The sequence below is a fragment of the Actinoplanes sp. NPDC051475 genome, from assembly GCF_040689425.1.
Lineage (GTDB): Bacteria > Actinomycetota > Actinomycetes > Mycobacteriales > Micromonosporaceae > Actinoplanes.
Window position 1 is genome coordinate 1 of the sequence record NZ_JBFAZZ010000024.1, and the last position, 15,599, is coordinate 15,599.

General features: G+C 70.6%; 17 protein-coding genes. 3 read left to right on the forward strand and 14 right to left on the reverse strand.

Annotated elements, in window-relative coordinates; translation table 11 throughout:
• From AB0368_RS34410 to AB0368_RS34460, 11 genes are all read right to left on the reverse strand, one after another.
• Window positions 1-155: toll/interleukin-1 receptor domain-containing protein (locus AB0368_RS34410; protein WP_366158304.1), on the reverse strand; the 155-nt coding region annotated here is incomplete at its 3' end.
• A gap of 116 nt (window positions 156-271) precedes the next feature.
• Window positions 272-640: a DUF4180 domain-containing protein gene (locus tag AB0368_RS34415; RefSeq protein WP_366158208.1), complete on the reverse strand. Its 369-nt coding sequence runs from the start codon at window positions 638-640 to the stop codon at window positions 272-274.
• Window positions 641-669: 29 nt separating this feature from the next.
• On the reverse strand, window positions 670-1,335 hold the full coding sequence (locus AB0368_RS34420) for an MOSC domain-containing protein (RefSeq protein ID WP_366158209.1): 666 nt from the start codon (window positions 1,333-1,335) through the stop codon (window positions 670-672).
• A complete protein-coding gene (locus tag AB0368_RS34425; protein ID WP_366158210.1) occupies window positions 1,332-2,153 on the reverse strand; it encodes a GNAT family N-acetyltransferase in 822 nt (273 codons plus the stop codon). Before AB0368_RS34425 ends, AB0368_RS34420 begins: the two co-directional genes overlap by 4 nt.
• Window positions 2,154-2,164: 11 nt before the next feature.
• Window positions 2,165-3,175, reverse strand: coding sequence for an LLM class flavin-dependent oxidoreductase (locus AB0368_RS34430; protein WP_366158211.1), 1,011 nt, complete (start codon window positions 3,173-3,175; stop codon window positions 2,165-2,167).
• 69 nt (window positions 3,176-3,244) lie between these two features.
• Window positions 3,245-3,481 carry a hypothetical protein gene (locus AB0368_RS34435; RefSeq protein WP_366158212.1) on the reverse strand — a complete coding sequence of 79 codons (237 nt, stop codon included), beginning with the start codon at window positions 3,479-3,481 and terminating at the stop codon, window positions 3,245-3,247.
• A gap of 51 nt (window positions 3,482-3,532) precedes the next feature.
• On the reverse strand, window positions 3,533-5,929 hold the full coding sequence (locus AB0368_RS34440; RefSeq protein WP_366158213.1) for a serine hydrolase: 2,397 nt from the start codon (window positions 5,927-5,929) through the stop codon (window positions 3,533-3,535).
• Window positions 5,926-6,561, reverse strand: coding sequence for a hypothetical protein (locus AB0368_RS34445; RefSeq protein ID WP_366158214.1), 636 nt, complete (start codon window positions 6,559-6,561; stop codon window positions 5,926-5,928). Before AB0368_RS34445 ends, AB0368_RS34440 begins: the two co-directional genes overlap by 4 nt.
• Before the next feature lie 305 nt (window positions 6,562-6,866).
• A complete protein-coding gene (locus tag AB0368_RS34450; RefSeq protein ID WP_366158215.1) occupies window positions 6,867-7,886 on the reverse strand; it encodes a hypothetical protein in 1,020 nt (339 codons plus the stop codon).
• Window positions 7,887-7,956: 70 nt separating this feature from the next.
• The gene (locus AB0368_RS34455; RefSeq protein WP_366158216.1) at window positions 7,957-8,097 is read right to left on the reverse strand and encodes a hypothetical protein; all 141 of its coding nucleotides are present in this window, start codon (window positions 8,095-8,097) and stop codon (window positions 7,957-7,959) included.
• Between the two features lie 29 nt (window positions 8,098-8,126).
• Window positions 8,127-8,657, reverse strand: coding sequence for a hypothetical protein (locus AB0368_RS34460; RefSeq protein ID WP_366158217.1), 531 nt, complete (start codon window positions 8,655-8,657; stop codon window positions 8,127-8,129).
• 173 nt (window positions 8,658-8,830) lie between these two features.
• Here AB0368_RS34460 and AB0368_RS34465 point away from each other — a divergent pair, with 173 nt between their 5' ends.
• Window positions 8,831-9,019 (forward strand): ATP-binding protein, encoded by a 189-nt coding sequence (locus AB0368_RS34465; protein ID WP_366158218.1) that lies wholly within the window; start codon window positions 8,831-8,833, stop codon window positions 9,017-9,019.
• Between the two features lie 287 nt (window positions 9,020-9,306).
• A complete protein-coding gene (locus AB0368_RS34470) occupies window positions 9,307-11,283 on the forward strand; it encodes a transglycosylase domain-containing protein (protein ID WP_366158219.1) in 1,977 nt (658 codons plus the stop codon).
• On the opposite strand, the gene AB0368_RS34475 is transcribed toward AB0368_RS34470, so the two are convergent.
• Complete coding sequence (locus AB0368_RS34475) at window positions 11,280-12,392, reverse strand: carbohydrate-binding protein (RefSeq protein ID WP_366158220.1); 1,113 nt, start codon at window positions 12,390-12,392, stop codon at window positions 11,280-11,282. The two genes, AB0368_RS34470 and AB0368_RS34475, sit on opposite strands and share 4 nt — an antisense overlap.
• A gap of 151 nt (window positions 12,393-12,543) precedes the next feature.
• Here AB0368_RS34475 and AB0368_RS34480 point away from each other — a divergent pair, with 151 nt between their 5' ends.
• Window positions 12,544-13,242, forward strand: coding sequence for a GntR family transcriptional regulator (locus tag AB0368_RS34480; protein WP_366158221.1), 699 nt, complete (start codon window positions 12,544-12,546; stop codon window positions 13,240-13,242).
• Between the two features lie 4 nt (window positions 13,243-13,246).
• On the opposite strand, the gene AB0368_RS34485 is transcribed toward AB0368_RS34480, so the two are convergent.
• Window positions 13,247-14,503, reverse strand: a complete 1,257-nt coding sequence (locus AB0368_RS34485) for an MFS transporter (protein WP_366158222.1) — start codon at window positions 14,501-14,503, stop codon at window positions 13,247-13,249.
• A 108-nt stretch (window positions 14,504-14,611) separates the two neighbouring features.
• Complete coding sequence (gene htpX / locus AB0368_RS34490) at window positions 14,612-15,499, reverse strand: zinc metalloprotease HtpX (protein ID WP_366158223.1); 888 nt, start codon at window positions 15,497-15,499, stop codon at window positions 14,612-14,614.
• Window positions 15,500-15,599 lie beyond the last annotated feature (100 nt).

The window sequence follows — 15,599 nt, forward strand, 5'->3', positions numbered from 1 at the left end:
TCCAACTCCACCGTGTAACCCGCGTCGAGCAAGGTCCACGCCACCCACTCCGCCCACGCCCGATCCCGGCCCGCGTGACTGACGAACACATCGACACGGCCGTCCGGATCCGGCGCACTCGCCGGACAGGCAGAAGCAGGCGTTCGAGCCGTCACAGATCCACTGTGCCCGAGCCCTCACGTGCGGGCCACCACCGAACGAGTGAGTGTCACATCCCGGCCAATGTGCTGCCGCACGCTGCCGTTGTCGAAGGTGTCCGCAGCTTCTAGACCTAGCCGGCGCGGCGCACCAGCAGCGCGTCGAGGTCGTCGAGCGTCGGTACGAACCACACATGGTCCCGCTCGTTCGACTCCCGGACCAGATCACGCAGCGCCCCGCTCCCCGCCACCTGCGCAGAGATGTCTCCCACGATCGCGAGCCGGATCCGGTAGTTCACGAACTTCTGCATGATCTCCCCGGCGAACCCCGTGCTCAGCCGGAAGAACCGCTCGTCCAGTCGCTCAGCAGCGATCGCCACCGTGTCGGCGCGACCGAACGCCGCCCCGATCACATCCAGCGCGTCCTGGACCTCGCCGATCGTGGCACCCGGCCCGTCGCACAGCAGAACGGGTACGCCACCACGCTCGATCAGCCTCTCCATAGTTCCCTAAACTACCCTGTGCGGGGAATTTAGGGAAGCTTGAGTCGTCGCCGGATGTCGCCCTTCACGCCCTCGGGCAGTCCCTCGATCTCCAGATACGCCGCGAGCCGCTCCGGTTCGTGCATCCAGGCCCGGAACGCGTCGGCGATCGTCACGCCGTGCCCCGGCCGGTCCACCACCGTCACCTCGTCGCCGGCGCGGACCTCGCCCGGGGTGACCACCCGAAGGTACGCCCCCGGCCGGCTCTCCGCGGCGAACCGCTTCACCCACCGTGGCTCGCCCATCTTCCACTGGAACGTCGCACACGGGATGCGCCCGAAGGTCGTCTGCAGGACCAGCGTGTCGCCGATGCGCCACTGCTCGCCGATCTCGGCGCCGCACACGTCGACGTCCACTGTGGTCAGGTTCTCGCCGAAGATGCCGCCGGGGAGTTCGCGGTCGAGTTGCTTCTCCCACCAGTCGTAGTCCTCACGCGCGTACGCGTAGACCGCCTGGTCGTCGCCGCCGTGGTGCTTGATGTCGAAGATCAGGTCGCCGGCCAGCCCGCTCGCCTTGTCGGGCGGCAGGCCCTTCGGACCCGGTGCGCGTACGGCCACCGCGTGCGTGACGGGCTGCTTGTTGATGCCGGTCGTGCCGACGTTCTTGGCGTCGCTGTGCTCGGGGACCGCCAGGTTGACCTGCAGTACGCGGCTCATGATGCGAACTCCACCACCGTTCTGTCCTCCAGAGGTACGTAGCCCAGCCGTTGGTACAGGGCGTTCGAGGTCGGATTGGCCAGATCGGTGAAGAGCACGACCTCGGTGGCGCCGGCCTCCCGGGCGGCACGGCTGATCGCGGTCGTGACGGCGCCGGCGTATCCGCGGGCGCGTTGGTCGGGTGGGGTGTAGACGGCCTGAACGCGGACCATGCCCGATTCCGGCCGGGTGAGCGAGGCCATGGAAACCGGCACGCCGTCGGCCTCCCACGTCAAAATGCCGCCGTAGGAGAGCCGCTCGTCGACGAAACGCTCGACCTCCGGGTCGTCCTCGCCCACCTCGCGGAAGAACTCCGCCGTCCAGCGAATGAGCAGGTCGCGGGGACCGCCCACGCGAGGCGTACCGGGCGCCGGCGGCATGGGCTGCACCAGCTCGCCCAGCCGGTAGAGGCGCTGCCGGCCGTGGACCTTCGCCGTCGCCCCGGTGCGGCGCTGCCATTCGGCCACGAAGGCGTCCACGGCGGTGTCCGGGCCGGAGATGCCGGGCAGGTCGTCGCCGAGCAGTCCGGCCAGCGCGGTGGCGGCGTCCGGCGACATCGCGGACAGCACCGGCGGCCGGGGCGGCGTGCACAGGACCGCCGCTTCCTCGCCGTCGTGCCACCCGAAGAGGGGGTCGCCCGGGCCGTACACATGCGGACCTTCTATCCGTACGGTGTCAGCGATCGTCAGGAGCAACGTGTTCTGCACCGGCCGCGCCCGCAGGAAAGCGCCCGCCGCTGTCAGAAACTCGTCGACGTCCCCCGTGATGTGCCATGCCATGGGGGCGATTCTTACAGACCCCAGGCCTTGGCGATGCGCGCGAGCGAGTCCCGCCGGGTTCCGGGGTCGTAGACCGCACCGGCGAGGATCAGCTCGTCGGCGCCCGTGCGCTCGGCCAGCGCGTCGAGGCCCGCGACGACCTCGTCGGCGGTGCCCGCGTACTGGGTGCCGGGTAGCTGGTTCAGCACACTGCGGTCCAGCTCGGACAGTTCGACCGCCGCGGCCGTCTCCGGGGAGACGATGGGGCCGAGGCGCCCGGTGCGCAGGCTCAGCGCCATGATCCGGCTCGGCCCGGCGAGATAGCGCGCCTCCTCGGTGGTCTCGGCCGCGAGAACCGAGGCGCTGATCATGAGGTGCGGCTCCGGGAAGCGGGGCGAAGGCTGAAAACCGGACCGATAGATGTGTACGGCGGAATCCACGTCCCCGCTCATCGCGAAGTGGTACGCGTAGCAGAACGGCAATCCCAGCGCCGCCGCCACCTGAGCCCCGTACGTCGACGAGCCCAGCATCCACACCTCGGGGAACGACTGCGGCGCGGGCGTGGCCCGGAGCTGCTCGATCCGCTCCGGCGCGACCCGGCCGTCGCCGAGCAGGGCGAGCACCATCCCGAGGTGATCCGGGAACTGCTCGACGGCCAGGCGCGGCGATACCCCGCGCAGCGCGGCGGCGGTGGCCTGATCGGTGCCGGGCGCCCGGCCGATACCCAGGTCGATGCGGCCCGGATGCAGCGCCTCGAGCAGCGCGAACTGCTCGGCGACCACGAACGGCATGTGGTTGGGCAGCATCACGCCGCCGGAACCGACCCGGATCCGGCGGGTGTGGGCGGCCAGGTGGGCGATGAGCACCGGCGGCGACGTCGAGGCGACGGCCGGCATGTTGTGGTGCTCGGCGACCCAGAACCTCGAGTAGCCCAACTCGTCGGCGGCCTGGGCGATCTCCGTCGTCCCCCGCAGCGCGTCGGCGCTGTCGTGCCCCTCGCGCACGGTGGCGAGATCAAGGACGGACAAAGGTATGCGACTCACCCACCGACCCTAGCTCCGCCCGTGATCGGCCCCGCTCGTACTCGGCGCATGAGCTTGGACACAAGGCGCTCAGCGGCCGCGCCGGTGCCTCATCGTCTGCACGCCCAGGGTGGAGACGGCCAGGAGGGCCGCGACGGAACCCCAGACCGTCCAGAGGATCATCAGCGCCATCGGCAGCCGGCGGGTCTCCCGCCGCACCTCGGCGGCCCGCCGGGCCTTCACCTCGGCGGCGCTCAGGCCGGGTTTCCGGTCGGCGTCGGCAGCCCGCATCGACTCGACTTCCCGCCGCGGGACTTCCTTCGCCACGTGCGTAAGGCTAAAGGAGGGAGGCACGGATGAGCTACGAGGAAGGAGACGTCAGGAGGCCGCCACGTTCTTGCGCAGCGAGACGATCAGCTCCGCGACGTCGTCCCGGGTGAGTTCGGCGGTCCACATGGACTCCGTCAGGTTCAGGACGATCACCAGGTTCTCCGCGGGGGCGTACTGGATCGTCGCCTGCCCGCCGTTGTGCCCGATGGCGCTGTAGACCGGCTTGCCGTCCTTCATCGAGCAGGGACACGTCGGGAACGCGCCCAGGCCGGTGGAGAACTTGTTGTCGACGCTGAGCATCTCCGCGAGCCACTTCGGCTTCAGGATCTTCTTGCTCCGGTACAGCGCGTCGGCCCAGGCCATCTGGTCCTTCGGGGTGGAGACCACGCCGCCGGCCGAGAAACCGGCCCAGCCGGCAGTCGGCGTCTGGTCCAGCCGTGAATCGGTCATCCCCGCCGGCCCGAAGATCCGCTCGGTCAGGAGCTGCTCGTACGTCTTGCCGGTGAGTTGCTCGGCGAGCAGCCCCAGGGTGAGGTACCCGGCGTTCGAGTAACCGACCTGCGTGCCGGGCGTCCACTCCAACGGCTCGTCGACGATGAGGCGCAACGCCGTCACCGCGGTCAGCGGCTGACTCTTCGCCGTCGCGTACGCCTTGCTCTGGTCGTACGGTTTGATGCCGGCGGTGTGGTTGAGGATCTGCCGGATGGTGACCTTCCCGGCGTACGGGAGGTTCGGCACGGCGTTGATCTTCGGGAGCTTGTCCTCCAGCGAGATCTTCCCCTCCTCGACCAGCTGCAGGATGATCGACGCGGTCATGGTCTTGGTCACGGACGTGACCGGGTAGGAAGCCTCGGCCTCGAGGGCGCCGCCGTCGGGCCGCGCGCCGCTGGCCAGGACGACCTGCGAGCCGTCGGCCAGCGACAGGCCCACCTGTACGCCGTCGACCTTCTTCTCTGCCCGCCAGGCGTCGACAGTCGCGAGGACCTTGCCCTTCAGGGAGTCGTCAGCGCCCGCCGCCGGCTCGGGGTCCGCCGCGGCCGGCTCCGGCTCGGCGGCAGCGGGCTCCTCCTCAGTCGTGTTCGCGAAGTCGACCACATCAGGCTTGCCGGACGGCGCGGGCGGCAGGGCGAGCGCCGCACCCGCGGCCGGCGCGTCGGTCTTCGCCTTCTCCTGCACCGCGCCGGAGGGCACGACGAAGGCCACAGCGACCACCGCGATCACGGCGCCAATGCCCAACGCCTGGGTGCTCGACATCGACCCGCGCAACCACCCGCTGAGCCGGGTGAACAGCTGCGCCGTACCGGGCGGATCATCCCGCCCGGGCCACCACTGCCCGGGCCGTCCCGCCGCGTAGTCCTCGGCACGGCCGAAGATCACGCAGAACAGCACGGTGAGGATCCCGACGATCGGAAGCACCATCATCTTCGGCAGATCGGGCACCAGGTGCGCGCGGATCCAGTACGCCCCGACGATCGCGATCGGATGCCACAGGTAGACGGTCATCGACCGCCGGCTCAACCACCGGATCACCGGCCCGGCGATGGCGTTCAGCGAGAGGTTGCCGATCCACCGCTCGGCGGCCAGGAAGATGCCCAGCCAGGCGATGCCCATGAAGAGCAGCAGCGGATAGGAGTTGTTGACGACCATCCCCTGAACGCCGACCACCTTGACCCAGATGAACGCCGCCACCCCGCCCAGCGCCGCCCACTCGAGCCGAGCCCGCTGGTTGAGCTGAGAGATCATCCCGTCGCGGTGACAGAACCCCAACATCCAGAAGAAGCTGTACGTGCAGAGATCCCCGGCGTACCACTTCACGGAATCCCACCCCGCGGGCGCGACGTCCGCCGTGCGGTTCAGGTAGTCGACGATGAAGACACCGGCCAGGGGAATCAGCAGAACCTTGAGCCCGAACCGCCGCTGCGCCGCGCGCATGAGCGGAGTCAGCAGCATCAGCCACAGGTAGCAGCGCAGATACCAGAGCGGCGTGGTCGCCCACCCGGCCTCCCACGGCGGCCCGTGCGGGTCGGCGAGCGGGAAGATCCACGGTACGAGGGCGCCGATCGACAGCTTCGTGTCCGCCGCCGGCGACATCCGGTGCACGACGGCGAGGACGGTCAGCACCACCCCGCCGAACACCCAGAACGGGATCAGCAGCCGGCGCAGCCGCGCCCGCAGCACGGTCCCGGAGGAGCGGCGGTCCAGGCTGTGCGCGAGCAGGCTGCCGCCGATGAAGAACATGGCGGGCATCGAGGCGACGACCCAGCTGATGACCGCCGAGGCCAGGGTGTGCCAGATGATGACCCGGACGAGGGAGATGGCCCGTACGTTGTCCAGGAAGGTGTCACGCCGCTTCCCACCGCCGGGGGCGGGAGCCGCCGCGGCGGGCACGGCCGCCGTGTCTGGGGCGCGGTGGGACCGCCGGGGGGCGAGGGCTTCGGCCGTCACGAGGTCGCCTTGGGGCTCGGGGTGGCTTTGGTGGTCGCCGTCGCGCCTTCCGCCGGGGCGTCTTCTCCAGCCGCGGGGCTTGCTGTGGCCTTCGGGGCGGTGCTGGTCGCCGTACCCGCCGAGCCGGTCGTCGGAGTCGAGACCCATTGCGCCGGGTCGTCTGCCGCTCGGCGCGGGATGAGGACGAGGCGGCCGTAGTCGCCTGAGGTCGTACCCTTCACATCCACCTGCCAGACCACCGTCTCGCCGCGGGCGAGCTCGCCCAGCCGGTCCTTGCGGGGTCTCAAGAGCGTGAGCAGCCAGGCGTTGAGGCTCTTCGGGGCTACTCCGTTGAGTTCTGCGGAGAAGACGAGGCCGCTGTCCGGCAGGTAGCCGCCGGTGACCCGCACGGTCTCCGGAGCCGCGGTGGCCGCCTTGACCACGTCGATCGCCGTCTGCTGCCAGGCTTCGGGGCTGCCGTTCGCCCCCGGGCGAAGAACGACATACGCCGCCAGGGCGACAGCGATGGCCAGCAGGGCCCACCGGATCCAGGGGCTGACGAGCACGGTGGCGGAGTTGAGTGCTGCGGCCTGGGCCGGCGCGGGCATGGCGGCTTGGAGCGGCGCGGGAGTCATCGCTTCGGGCGCCGGCACGGTGGCGGGGATCGGAACGAAAGGCTGGGGCGCGGGGTCTTGAGTCGGAGCGAACGCCGGAGCTGTGGGGACGGCGGCCTGGGTCGGAGCGACCGGCGGGTAGGCCTGCATGACTTCGGGGGCAGCAACCGGGACGGCCGCGACCGGTGGGTTCGCCCAATAGGGGACCGCTCCCACAAGATCTGCCTGGCCTGCCGTGTTCACCGCTGCCCCCACGCCGAATGGGCGCCGGAATGCCGGCGCTTGTCAGCCAGGTTGGCGGGGCCCGGGCTCAGAACGGGAACTCCTTCAGGTGCGACTCGGTTTCAGGGCACCGTCGGCCGAATGCCGGTCCGCTCCTCGAACCGCGCCCGATTCACTCGCCGAAGATCGCCGAGAACCCCGCGCGCCTGTTCCAGGTCGATGCCGGACGACAGCCTGGAGTCGGTGTTCACCTCCACCGACACTCCCGAGCCGTCCTGGAAGACCAGCACCAAGGCGGCCTCCGGGGCGTACGACAGCCGGTAAAGGCGAAGCTGCCCAGCCGGCAGGCTACCCGCGGCCGCACATGTGTACTGGTTCACCGGTGTCGCGCAGTCCCCGACCTCCGTGTACATCGTGAGGGCAACGGTCTGGCTACCGATGGAGTACTTCAGGTCGCCCTGGCGTCCACGTTCGCTGAGGTCGTACGGGCGCCACAGCAACATTTCCGTGGACCGATCCCGCTGCCAACCCGGGTACGCAGGGTCGGCCGTGTCGCCGCCGAACAGGACGAAGGGCATCTGAGCAAGCACGCGAGCGTCATCGGCCCGCCGGGCGACGTGCGCGACGACGGCGACCACGCTGGTCACCGCAAGAATCACTGCCACAGCGGGAACCGCCACCCGGCGAGCCCGGCCCGTAGCGCCGAACCGGAGAAAGACGGCCGGCCCGCACCCGAGGGCGGCAAGGGCCACCAGCACGGCAATGGCAGCCTCACCCGCTTCCGTGGGCCGAAGAACAACCCCCAGCACGCTCACGACCCCGCCGACCACAGCATGCCCCAGCAGCGTCAGCACCACCGGCACCGCCCGCCGACCCGCCGGAAACATCCGTCCCGCGGCGAAGATCAGGGCCGCGACGTACCCCACGACGCCGACCACGACTCCGATCAACGTGCCTATCAGGTACGCGCCTATGTCGGACCAGCGGTCATGCGCGTTCGTCGCCAGCAGGTAGGCGAGCACGCCGCCCACGACGGTGCCGACGGCGGCTGCCGTCACCAGCGCAAGCACGGGAGCGGCGCCCAGTACCCATGGCCGCCGTGCTCGAACGTCTTCGGCTCGCTCTTGCAGGCCGTAACTCACTCCACCACCTCGGCCTGCTTGCGTCGGCGGGCTCCGAGCGATTCTGAGCACTTCGGCCGTGCCGGTCCGATCAGGGCGCCTTGTCGGCCTCACGCCGCCGCTTGTCTTCGGCGTCGGCAATGCCGTGCGCAACGGCCGTCCGGATCACCCGGTAAAGCACGGCGATGCCCAGCAGCCCGAGCAGCACCGGCCCCACGATCCCCGCGTCCACGCTTTGAGGCTAAGACGGCGCGGCGGTGTTCAGCCCGCCGTCGGCCCCGAGGGCGTGTCGCAGAAGCAGAAGGTGGGCGCCTCCGAAAGCTTGAGGGCGCGGCGGACCTCGGCGGCGGCCGGGCTGCTGAGCGACACGTGACGCGCTGCGGCGACGTACTGCTCGATCGTCCGAGCCGCGGCCACCTTCCGGTACGCCGCCGCCCGTACCTCAAGGTCCTTCCGAAGCGCATCCAGCGGGCGCCGGGATTGTGCCGGCCAGCCTTGAGTCCGAATGGTGGTGGCGAAGTCACTGGTGACCTTCGCCGCCCGCCCCGCGAGGGTCCGATGCTCGTCCAGGTTTGCCTCGGTCAGCTTGGGACCGTGCAGCCAGGCCTCCCGAGCCCCGTTTGACTTGGCCGCGAGCCGCTCGTAGGTCTCACCGGCCTGCTTGAGGCTCATCATCTGCGCGGTTGCCGGTGTCGCCTTCGGCGCATCAGCGTGCGATCCCATCGGTGCGCAGCCGGTCAGGGCGGTTGTCACCGCAAGGCTGACTGTCGCGACGAGCAAGAGGCGCTTCATGGCGGACCTTTCGGGTGCGGAGACCCGGGGCCATTCGGACTGTGATCCTTTCGGTTGAGGAAAACAGAGACCGTTCAGGATCCGCCAAACGGTCGCTTCCTGCGCCCGCGCCCTCCGGCTTCTGGGCCCGGAGGAGGGCCCGCGTCGGCGTTCGCAGGACTCCCGTCGGCCACGTGATGGCCGTTCCCGACGCCCTGGAACAGGTATTAAACAACCTGCTGACCAACGCCCTGCGGATCGCCCCGCCGGGCAGCGCGGTGACCATCGACGGCCTGGCCATCGTCGAATGCCTCGTCCGCGCCGGCGGTGGACAGATCACCCTTGAACAAGCGCCGGGGACCGGCGTGGAGGCCACGATCTGACTCCGGCAGCACCGCCCAGCCGCGCGCTTTCAGCCGACGCATAGGGCCGCCCGCCACCGGCCGACCCCGGACCGCGACCCCGAGTGCGTAGTGCGGGGGGAACCTTGGCATCGAGACGAACGACTTTCTAACATTCACCGACCACGCTCTTCGGCGTGCTGATCAAACGGGGAAAACGGAGAAGGCCGCGGCGGTGGCGTCGCACCCTCACCTGGTTCGCCGTCGTGGTGGTCATTCTCTGCGGTGGAGCGGTCACTGCCGGAGAGATATATGTACGGTCGGTGCCGATGCCGGCTCAATCCGTCCAGCCGCAGGCGTCGACGCTGTACTTCCGGGACGGCCGTACCGTGCTGGCGCGGGTCGGGACCACCGACCACAGCGATGTTCCGCTCGCGGCCGTGCCCGCCGCCGTCAAATGGGCCGTTCTGGCCGCTGAGGATCGGGATTTCTACGACCACGGCGGAGTCTCGATCCGGGGTGTGCTGCGCGCGGTCGTCGCCAATGTTCGCGGGAATCGGGAGGGCGCTTCGACGATCACCCAGCAGTACGCGCGCAATGCGTACCTGAGCCAGGATGTGACGTTCGAGCGCAAGGCGAAGGAGATCGCGCTGGCTGTTCGGCTCGAGCGGATGTTCAGTAAAGATGAGATTCTCGAGCGTTATCTCAACACCATCTACTTCGGACGGGGTGCGTACGGCATCGCGGCCGCCGCGTACGCCTATTTCGGGACCACTGCCAACACGTTGACGGCCGGGCAGAGTGCCGTGCTGGCTGCGGTGATCAAGGATCCGTACAACTTCGATCCGGCGAATGATCCGGGGGCCGCGCGGACCAGGTGGGACTGGATCGTGCGGGCGCAGCAGGAGCAGGGGTGGCTTGCGGAGGCACCGGCGTACCCGAAGGTCGACTCGGCGCACGCGAAGGATCCGGGGCCGAACGGTCCGATCATCGATCGCGTGGAGGGGGAGCTCGCGGCGCGCGGCATCACGCCCCGGGCTCTGCACACCAGGGGTCTGGCGGTCACCACGACCCTGGACGCGGCCGCGCAACATGCGGCCGTCGCCCAGGTCAGGAAGCACCTGAAGGGCCAGCCGAAGGGCCTGCTGGCGGCGTTGGTGGCCATCGACCCCGGCACCGGTGGGGTTCGGGCGTACTACGGGAACAGTCAGGGCCGGGGCTATTTCGACAATGCCTCGGCGCCGCACCCGGCTGCTTCGACCTTCAAGCCCATCGTGCTGGCCGCGGCTCTGCGCAGCGGCATCTCCTACGAGTCGCGGTGGGACGGCAGCTCGCCGCGGCTCTTTCCGGGCCGGCTGGGGGTGCCGCTGCGCAATCAGCAGAACCTGCAGTGCCCGTCCTGCACGCTCGAGGAGTCGATGGTCGATTCGCTGAACACGCCGTTCTATTCGGTGACCGAGAGGATCGGCGCGGACTCGGTCCGGCGCATGGCTCACGCGCTCGGCGTTTCCAAGCGGTACGCGAACGCGCCGACGCTGGTGGACGTGAAGGGCGACCCCGCGCCCGGCAAGACCCGCCCCGACATCGCGCTCGGCCGTTATCCGGTCGCACCGGCCGACCTTGCCACCGTGTACGCCACCTTCGCCGCGGGCGGCGTCCGGCGTGACCGGCATTTCGTCGAGAGTGCGTCCACACTCGACGGCGGCCGGCTCCTTTCCGCCGAGCCGCGAGCGGTGAAGGTGATCGACCGGCACATCGCCGCGGATGTCTCGGCCGTGCTGGGTGCGGTCGTGCGGGCCCATGACCTGTCGCCGGGGCGCCCGGCGGCGGGTAAGACCGGCACCCAGCAGTGGGCCGACACCCAGGACAACCAGGACGCTTGGATGGCGGGGTACACCCCCGATCTGGCCACCGCAGTCTGGATCGGCAAGGCCCAGCCCGGGCCGATCCGCGATCGCCGGGGTGAGCCGATCGAGGGTGAGACCATGCCCGCACGGCTGTGGCAGGCCTTCACCCGCGACGCCCTCGGCGCCACTCCCCCGACGGAGCTTCCGGAGCCCGCCCACGTGGGCTACACCCGGATCGGCGACGCGCAGCCGCCCGAAGACTCCCGGATCGAGGAGAAGGAGCAGGCCGAGACGTCCGAGCCGGAGAAGCCGGAGCGGCCGGAGCGGCCGGGGCAGCCGGGGCAGCCGGGGCAGCCGGGGCAGCCGGGAAAGACCGAGCAGCCGGAACAGCCGGACGAGAGTGACGCCGCGGCCGGGAAGCAACGGCCGGAGTCGGTGCCGCCGTCCGAACCGGCTTAGAGCCGGAGCCAGAGGGCTTCGACGTTCGGTGGCTCCCACGTCACCAGTGAGGTGTGCGCGATGCGGCACTGATATCGGACACCGGCGTACGTGACCACCTGGCCCTGGGTGTAGGCCACGTTCGGCGCCCAGGTCGTACTCGACGGGGACGTCGTCGACGGGGGTTCCGGCGGGTTGCCTGCCGAGCAGTCGCCGGTGCCGACGACGTTGTCCGTGTGGGTCGTGCCGGCCGAGCGGTACGTGGCGACCGCGGCCGAGGCCTGCGCCGGCGTGAGGACCTGCTTCTTCGCGTGGAAGACGTAGTCGACGGACTCCTGCCACACGGACGTACCGCCCGCCGGCCGGCCGGTCAGGTCGATGAGCCACTGGTTGAAGTCGATGGACATGTTCTGCCGCGGGTACACCTTGCCCGAGTGGTCCCCCACCAGCGCGCCGTCGATGTAGTACTTCACGTGACCGCCGGCGACGGTGGCCATCACGTCGTGCCAGCCGGCGATGCTTCTGGCCTGCTGGCTGTGCTGGTTGTCGGCGTACCAGGGGTCGGGCACGTACGTGAACCAGGTCGTCTGGTAGTTGATCGGGCCCGCCTCGCCCCAGCCGCCGTTCGGCAGGTATTCGGAGAAGTCCATCTCCGAGTACGTGGGGTCCATCGGGGCGGCCAGCGGGGAGATCGTGTAGAACGTCTGGTTGACGTGGTCGCCGTCCGGGCCGCTGGCCGGGGCGTCCGCGAACTTGATCCGGGCCAGGTACGTGCCCTCCAGGAAGCGGCGGTTGCTGAGGGAGAACTCGGCGTGCGACGTGCCGGCCGCGGTGCCGTCCGTGCGGGCGGCCAGCTGGGCGACCCGCTGACCATCCACTGCGGGGAACGACACGTTGTCGGCCCGCCAGCCGGCGCCGGGTACGCCCGGACCGCCCGCCTCCGTCCGGATGCTCCAGCCGTGCTGGGACAGCGCCGGATCGGTACGCGACGAGTAGTTGAAGTCGTCGAACAGCACACCGCAGGCGGTGGCGGCGCTGCTGCTCGGGGCGGAGGCGATGCCGAAAGCGGTGAGCGCGCTCGCGGTGGCGGCGACGGTGGCGCCGACGAAGATGGTGCGTGTCCGGCCCATGGGGAAGGGCTCCTCGGTTCGGGGATGAATGTTTACCAGTGGTCAGAACCCAACCCCGAGCCAGTGGTCAGCGTCAATAGCTCGCGCCTGTGCCCTCCTTTAAATCAGGGCCTGGTAGAAAGATCGGGCACCGATGAGGAGTGTGGTGGGGATGCGACGCGCCGAGGTGCGGGAACGACTGCTCGAACTGATCGAGTCCGTCGCCCCCGGCGACGCTCTGCCCTCCGAGCGGGACCTCAGCGGCGGCCTGGGTGCGTCCCGGCCCACGATCCGCGCCGCCATCGAGGAGCTGGCCCGGGAAGGTCTTCTGGTACGCCGGCACGGCCGCGGCACGTTCACCAACCCGCACAAGATCTCGCAGGAGGTGCCGTCGACGGCGGACCTGCCGCCGGCCGAGGGCGAATGGGCCAGCGAGGTGCTGGAGTTCGAGGTGGTCCCGGCGGGCGCCCGGCTCGGGCGCCGGCTGCGGCTCTCCCCCGGCGACGACGTCGTCCGGGCGCTGCGCCGCCGGGTCGTCGACGGTGAGCCGATCGCGCTGGAGGACATCCGCATCCCGCGGACGGTCGCCCCGCATCTGAGCCGGGACGACTTCGAGGGCGGCACGCTCTACCAGCACCTGCGCGTCCGGCACGGCGTGGTCCCGGCCGAGGCCGTGCAGATCACCGAGCCCACGGTGACGGACGCGACGGAGTCGCGGCTTCTCGCCGTACCGTTGCATTCTCCGGCCCTGCTCTTCGAGCGCACGACGCAGGATGCTCGCGGACGGCTGATCGAGTTCGCCCGGTCGGTCTACCGGGGTGACCGTTACCGGATCACCCAGCAGCTGCGCTTCGGTCCGGAATCGGGCTGATCGCTCAGGCCGTCAGTGCCTCGCGAAGCTCCTCCGCCGCGCGCAGGTCGGCGCGGGCCATCGACCCGGCCGGCACGGCGGCGACCGCCGCCGCCACCATCAGCACCGCGCCGGCGAAGACGAACGCCCACGGCAGACCGCCGGGCTGGTCGACGATCACCCCGGCGACCGCGCCGCCGGCCGCACTGCCTCCGACCGACACCGTGACGATCCAGGTGTACGCCTCGTTCAGCATCGCCCTCGGCGCGATCCGGCCGACCAGGTTGTTCTCCACCGTCAGCGCCGGTGCGATGGTGGCGCCGCCGATGACCAACGCCACGCCGAGCGCCGTCGGGTTGGGCATCACCGACAGCACCAGGAAGCTCGTCGACACCGCGGCGAGCAGCCACGCGAACTGGCGGGTGAGCGTCATCGCGGGGCGGCGGGTGCCGAACCAGATGCCACCGATCGCGCTGCCGACGCCCCAGACGCCGAGCAGGACGCCGCCGAGGCCCTCGCCGCCGCCGTGCTGCTGCGCGTACGCCGGCACCATCACCCCGGCCGCGCCGAACGCGATGCCGAGCGCGCTGACGCACAGGAGCAGGGCGGGGAAGCCGCCGACCTTGAGCGGGCCCAGGCCGCGGGCCGGTTCGGCGGACTCGTGACGCTCCCAGTGCCGCATCACCGGCAGCAGGGCGATCGCCAGCGTGCCGACCAGGGTGACGACCGCGGCGAACACCAGCGCGGCGCCGGGGCCGGTGAGCAGCACGAAGGCCGCGACGAGCAGCGGGCCCAGCACGAAGACCAGCTCGAACAGCGAGGTCTCGGCGGCCATCGCCGCCGGTCGCAGGGCGTGCCGGCCGGTGCCGGGCGCGGTCGCGTCGGTCCAGGCGCGCCGGATGGCGGCGCTCAGCGGCGGGTACGTCGCCCCGGCCAGCGCCGACGCCAGGACGATCGACGGCAGCGCGGCCGCACCGCCCCGGCTGATCAGGAGCAGGCCACCCAGGGCGAGCGGGTGCAGCACCGCGGTGACCATCAGCACTGGGGACGGGCCGATGCGGTCGGCGAGGCGCCCGGCGAACGGGCTGACCGCCGCGCCGGCGAGCGCGTACATGCCGCCGGCCAGGCCCGCGGCGGCGTACCGGCCGGTGGCCTGTTGCACGAGCAGCAGCAGGGCGAGCGGGGTCACGCCGATGCCGAGGCGGGCCAGGACACCCACGATGAGCAGGACCTTGCCGCCCGGCAGCCGCCACACGCCGAGGTACTGCCGCAACGCGGTCACGCCTTTCCCACCCCCTGTAACGAGCGAAGCCGCCTCCGACCGTAACGGCCGGAGGCGGCGTACCACGACGGAAATAGGCGGCCTGTCAGCGAGGTCACCCCGGGCGGCTCACCGCTGGAACTGCACCGGGCCCCGGCCCGTGATCGCGGCCAGCTGGTGCAGGCGCCTGATGCGCTCCTCCATCGGCGGGTGCGTGGAGAAGAGGCCGGCGATGCCCCCGCTGCGCAGCGGGTTGGCGATCATCAGGTGCGCCGACGTCGCGAGTCGGCCGTCCGCAGGGAGCGGCATCCGCTGGGCGCCGTACTGGATCTTCTCGAGGGCGCTCGCCAGGGCGAGCGGGTCGCCGGTCAGCGTGGCGCCGGAGGCATCCGCCTGGAATTCCCGGTTGCGGCTGATGGCCAGCTGGATCACCGAGGCGGCGAGCGGACCGAGGATCAGCAGGAGCAGCAGCGACGCCGGGTTCGGGCCGTCCTCGTCGTCCGAGCCGCCGAGCGGCAGGAAGATCGCGAGCTGGGCAACCATCGTGATGATGCCCGCCAGCGCCGCGGCGACGCTGGAGATCAGGATGTCGCGGTTGTAGACGTGGGACAGCTCGTGGCCGATGACGCCGCGGAGTTCCCGGCGGTCGAGGATCCGGGTGATCCCCACGGTGACCGCGACCGCGGCGTGCCGGGGGTCACGCCCGGTGGCGAACGCGTTGGGCTGCATCGTGGGGCTCACGTAGAGGCGGGGCATCGGCTGGCCCGCCTCCGTGGCCAGCTCCCGCACGATCCGGTAGAGCTCGGGGAACTCCGCCTCGCTGACCGGCCGCGCACCCATCGAGCGCAGCGCGATCTTGTCGGAGAAGAAGTAGCTGCCGGCGTTCATCGCCAGCGAGAGAACCACGGCGAACACCAGGCCGCCGCTGCCGCCGAGCCAGTATCCGGCGGCCAGAATCATGGCGGTGAGCAGACCCAGCAGAGCGGCCGTCTTGAGGCCGTTGTGGTGGCGGTGCACGATCACTCCTTCGGCATGCGGGCCGGTGGGCCCACGTCCGATAGAACATCGCCCCGCCGAGAATTCATCCGGGAGTGACTGAGAGTTCGCTGAGCGTCAG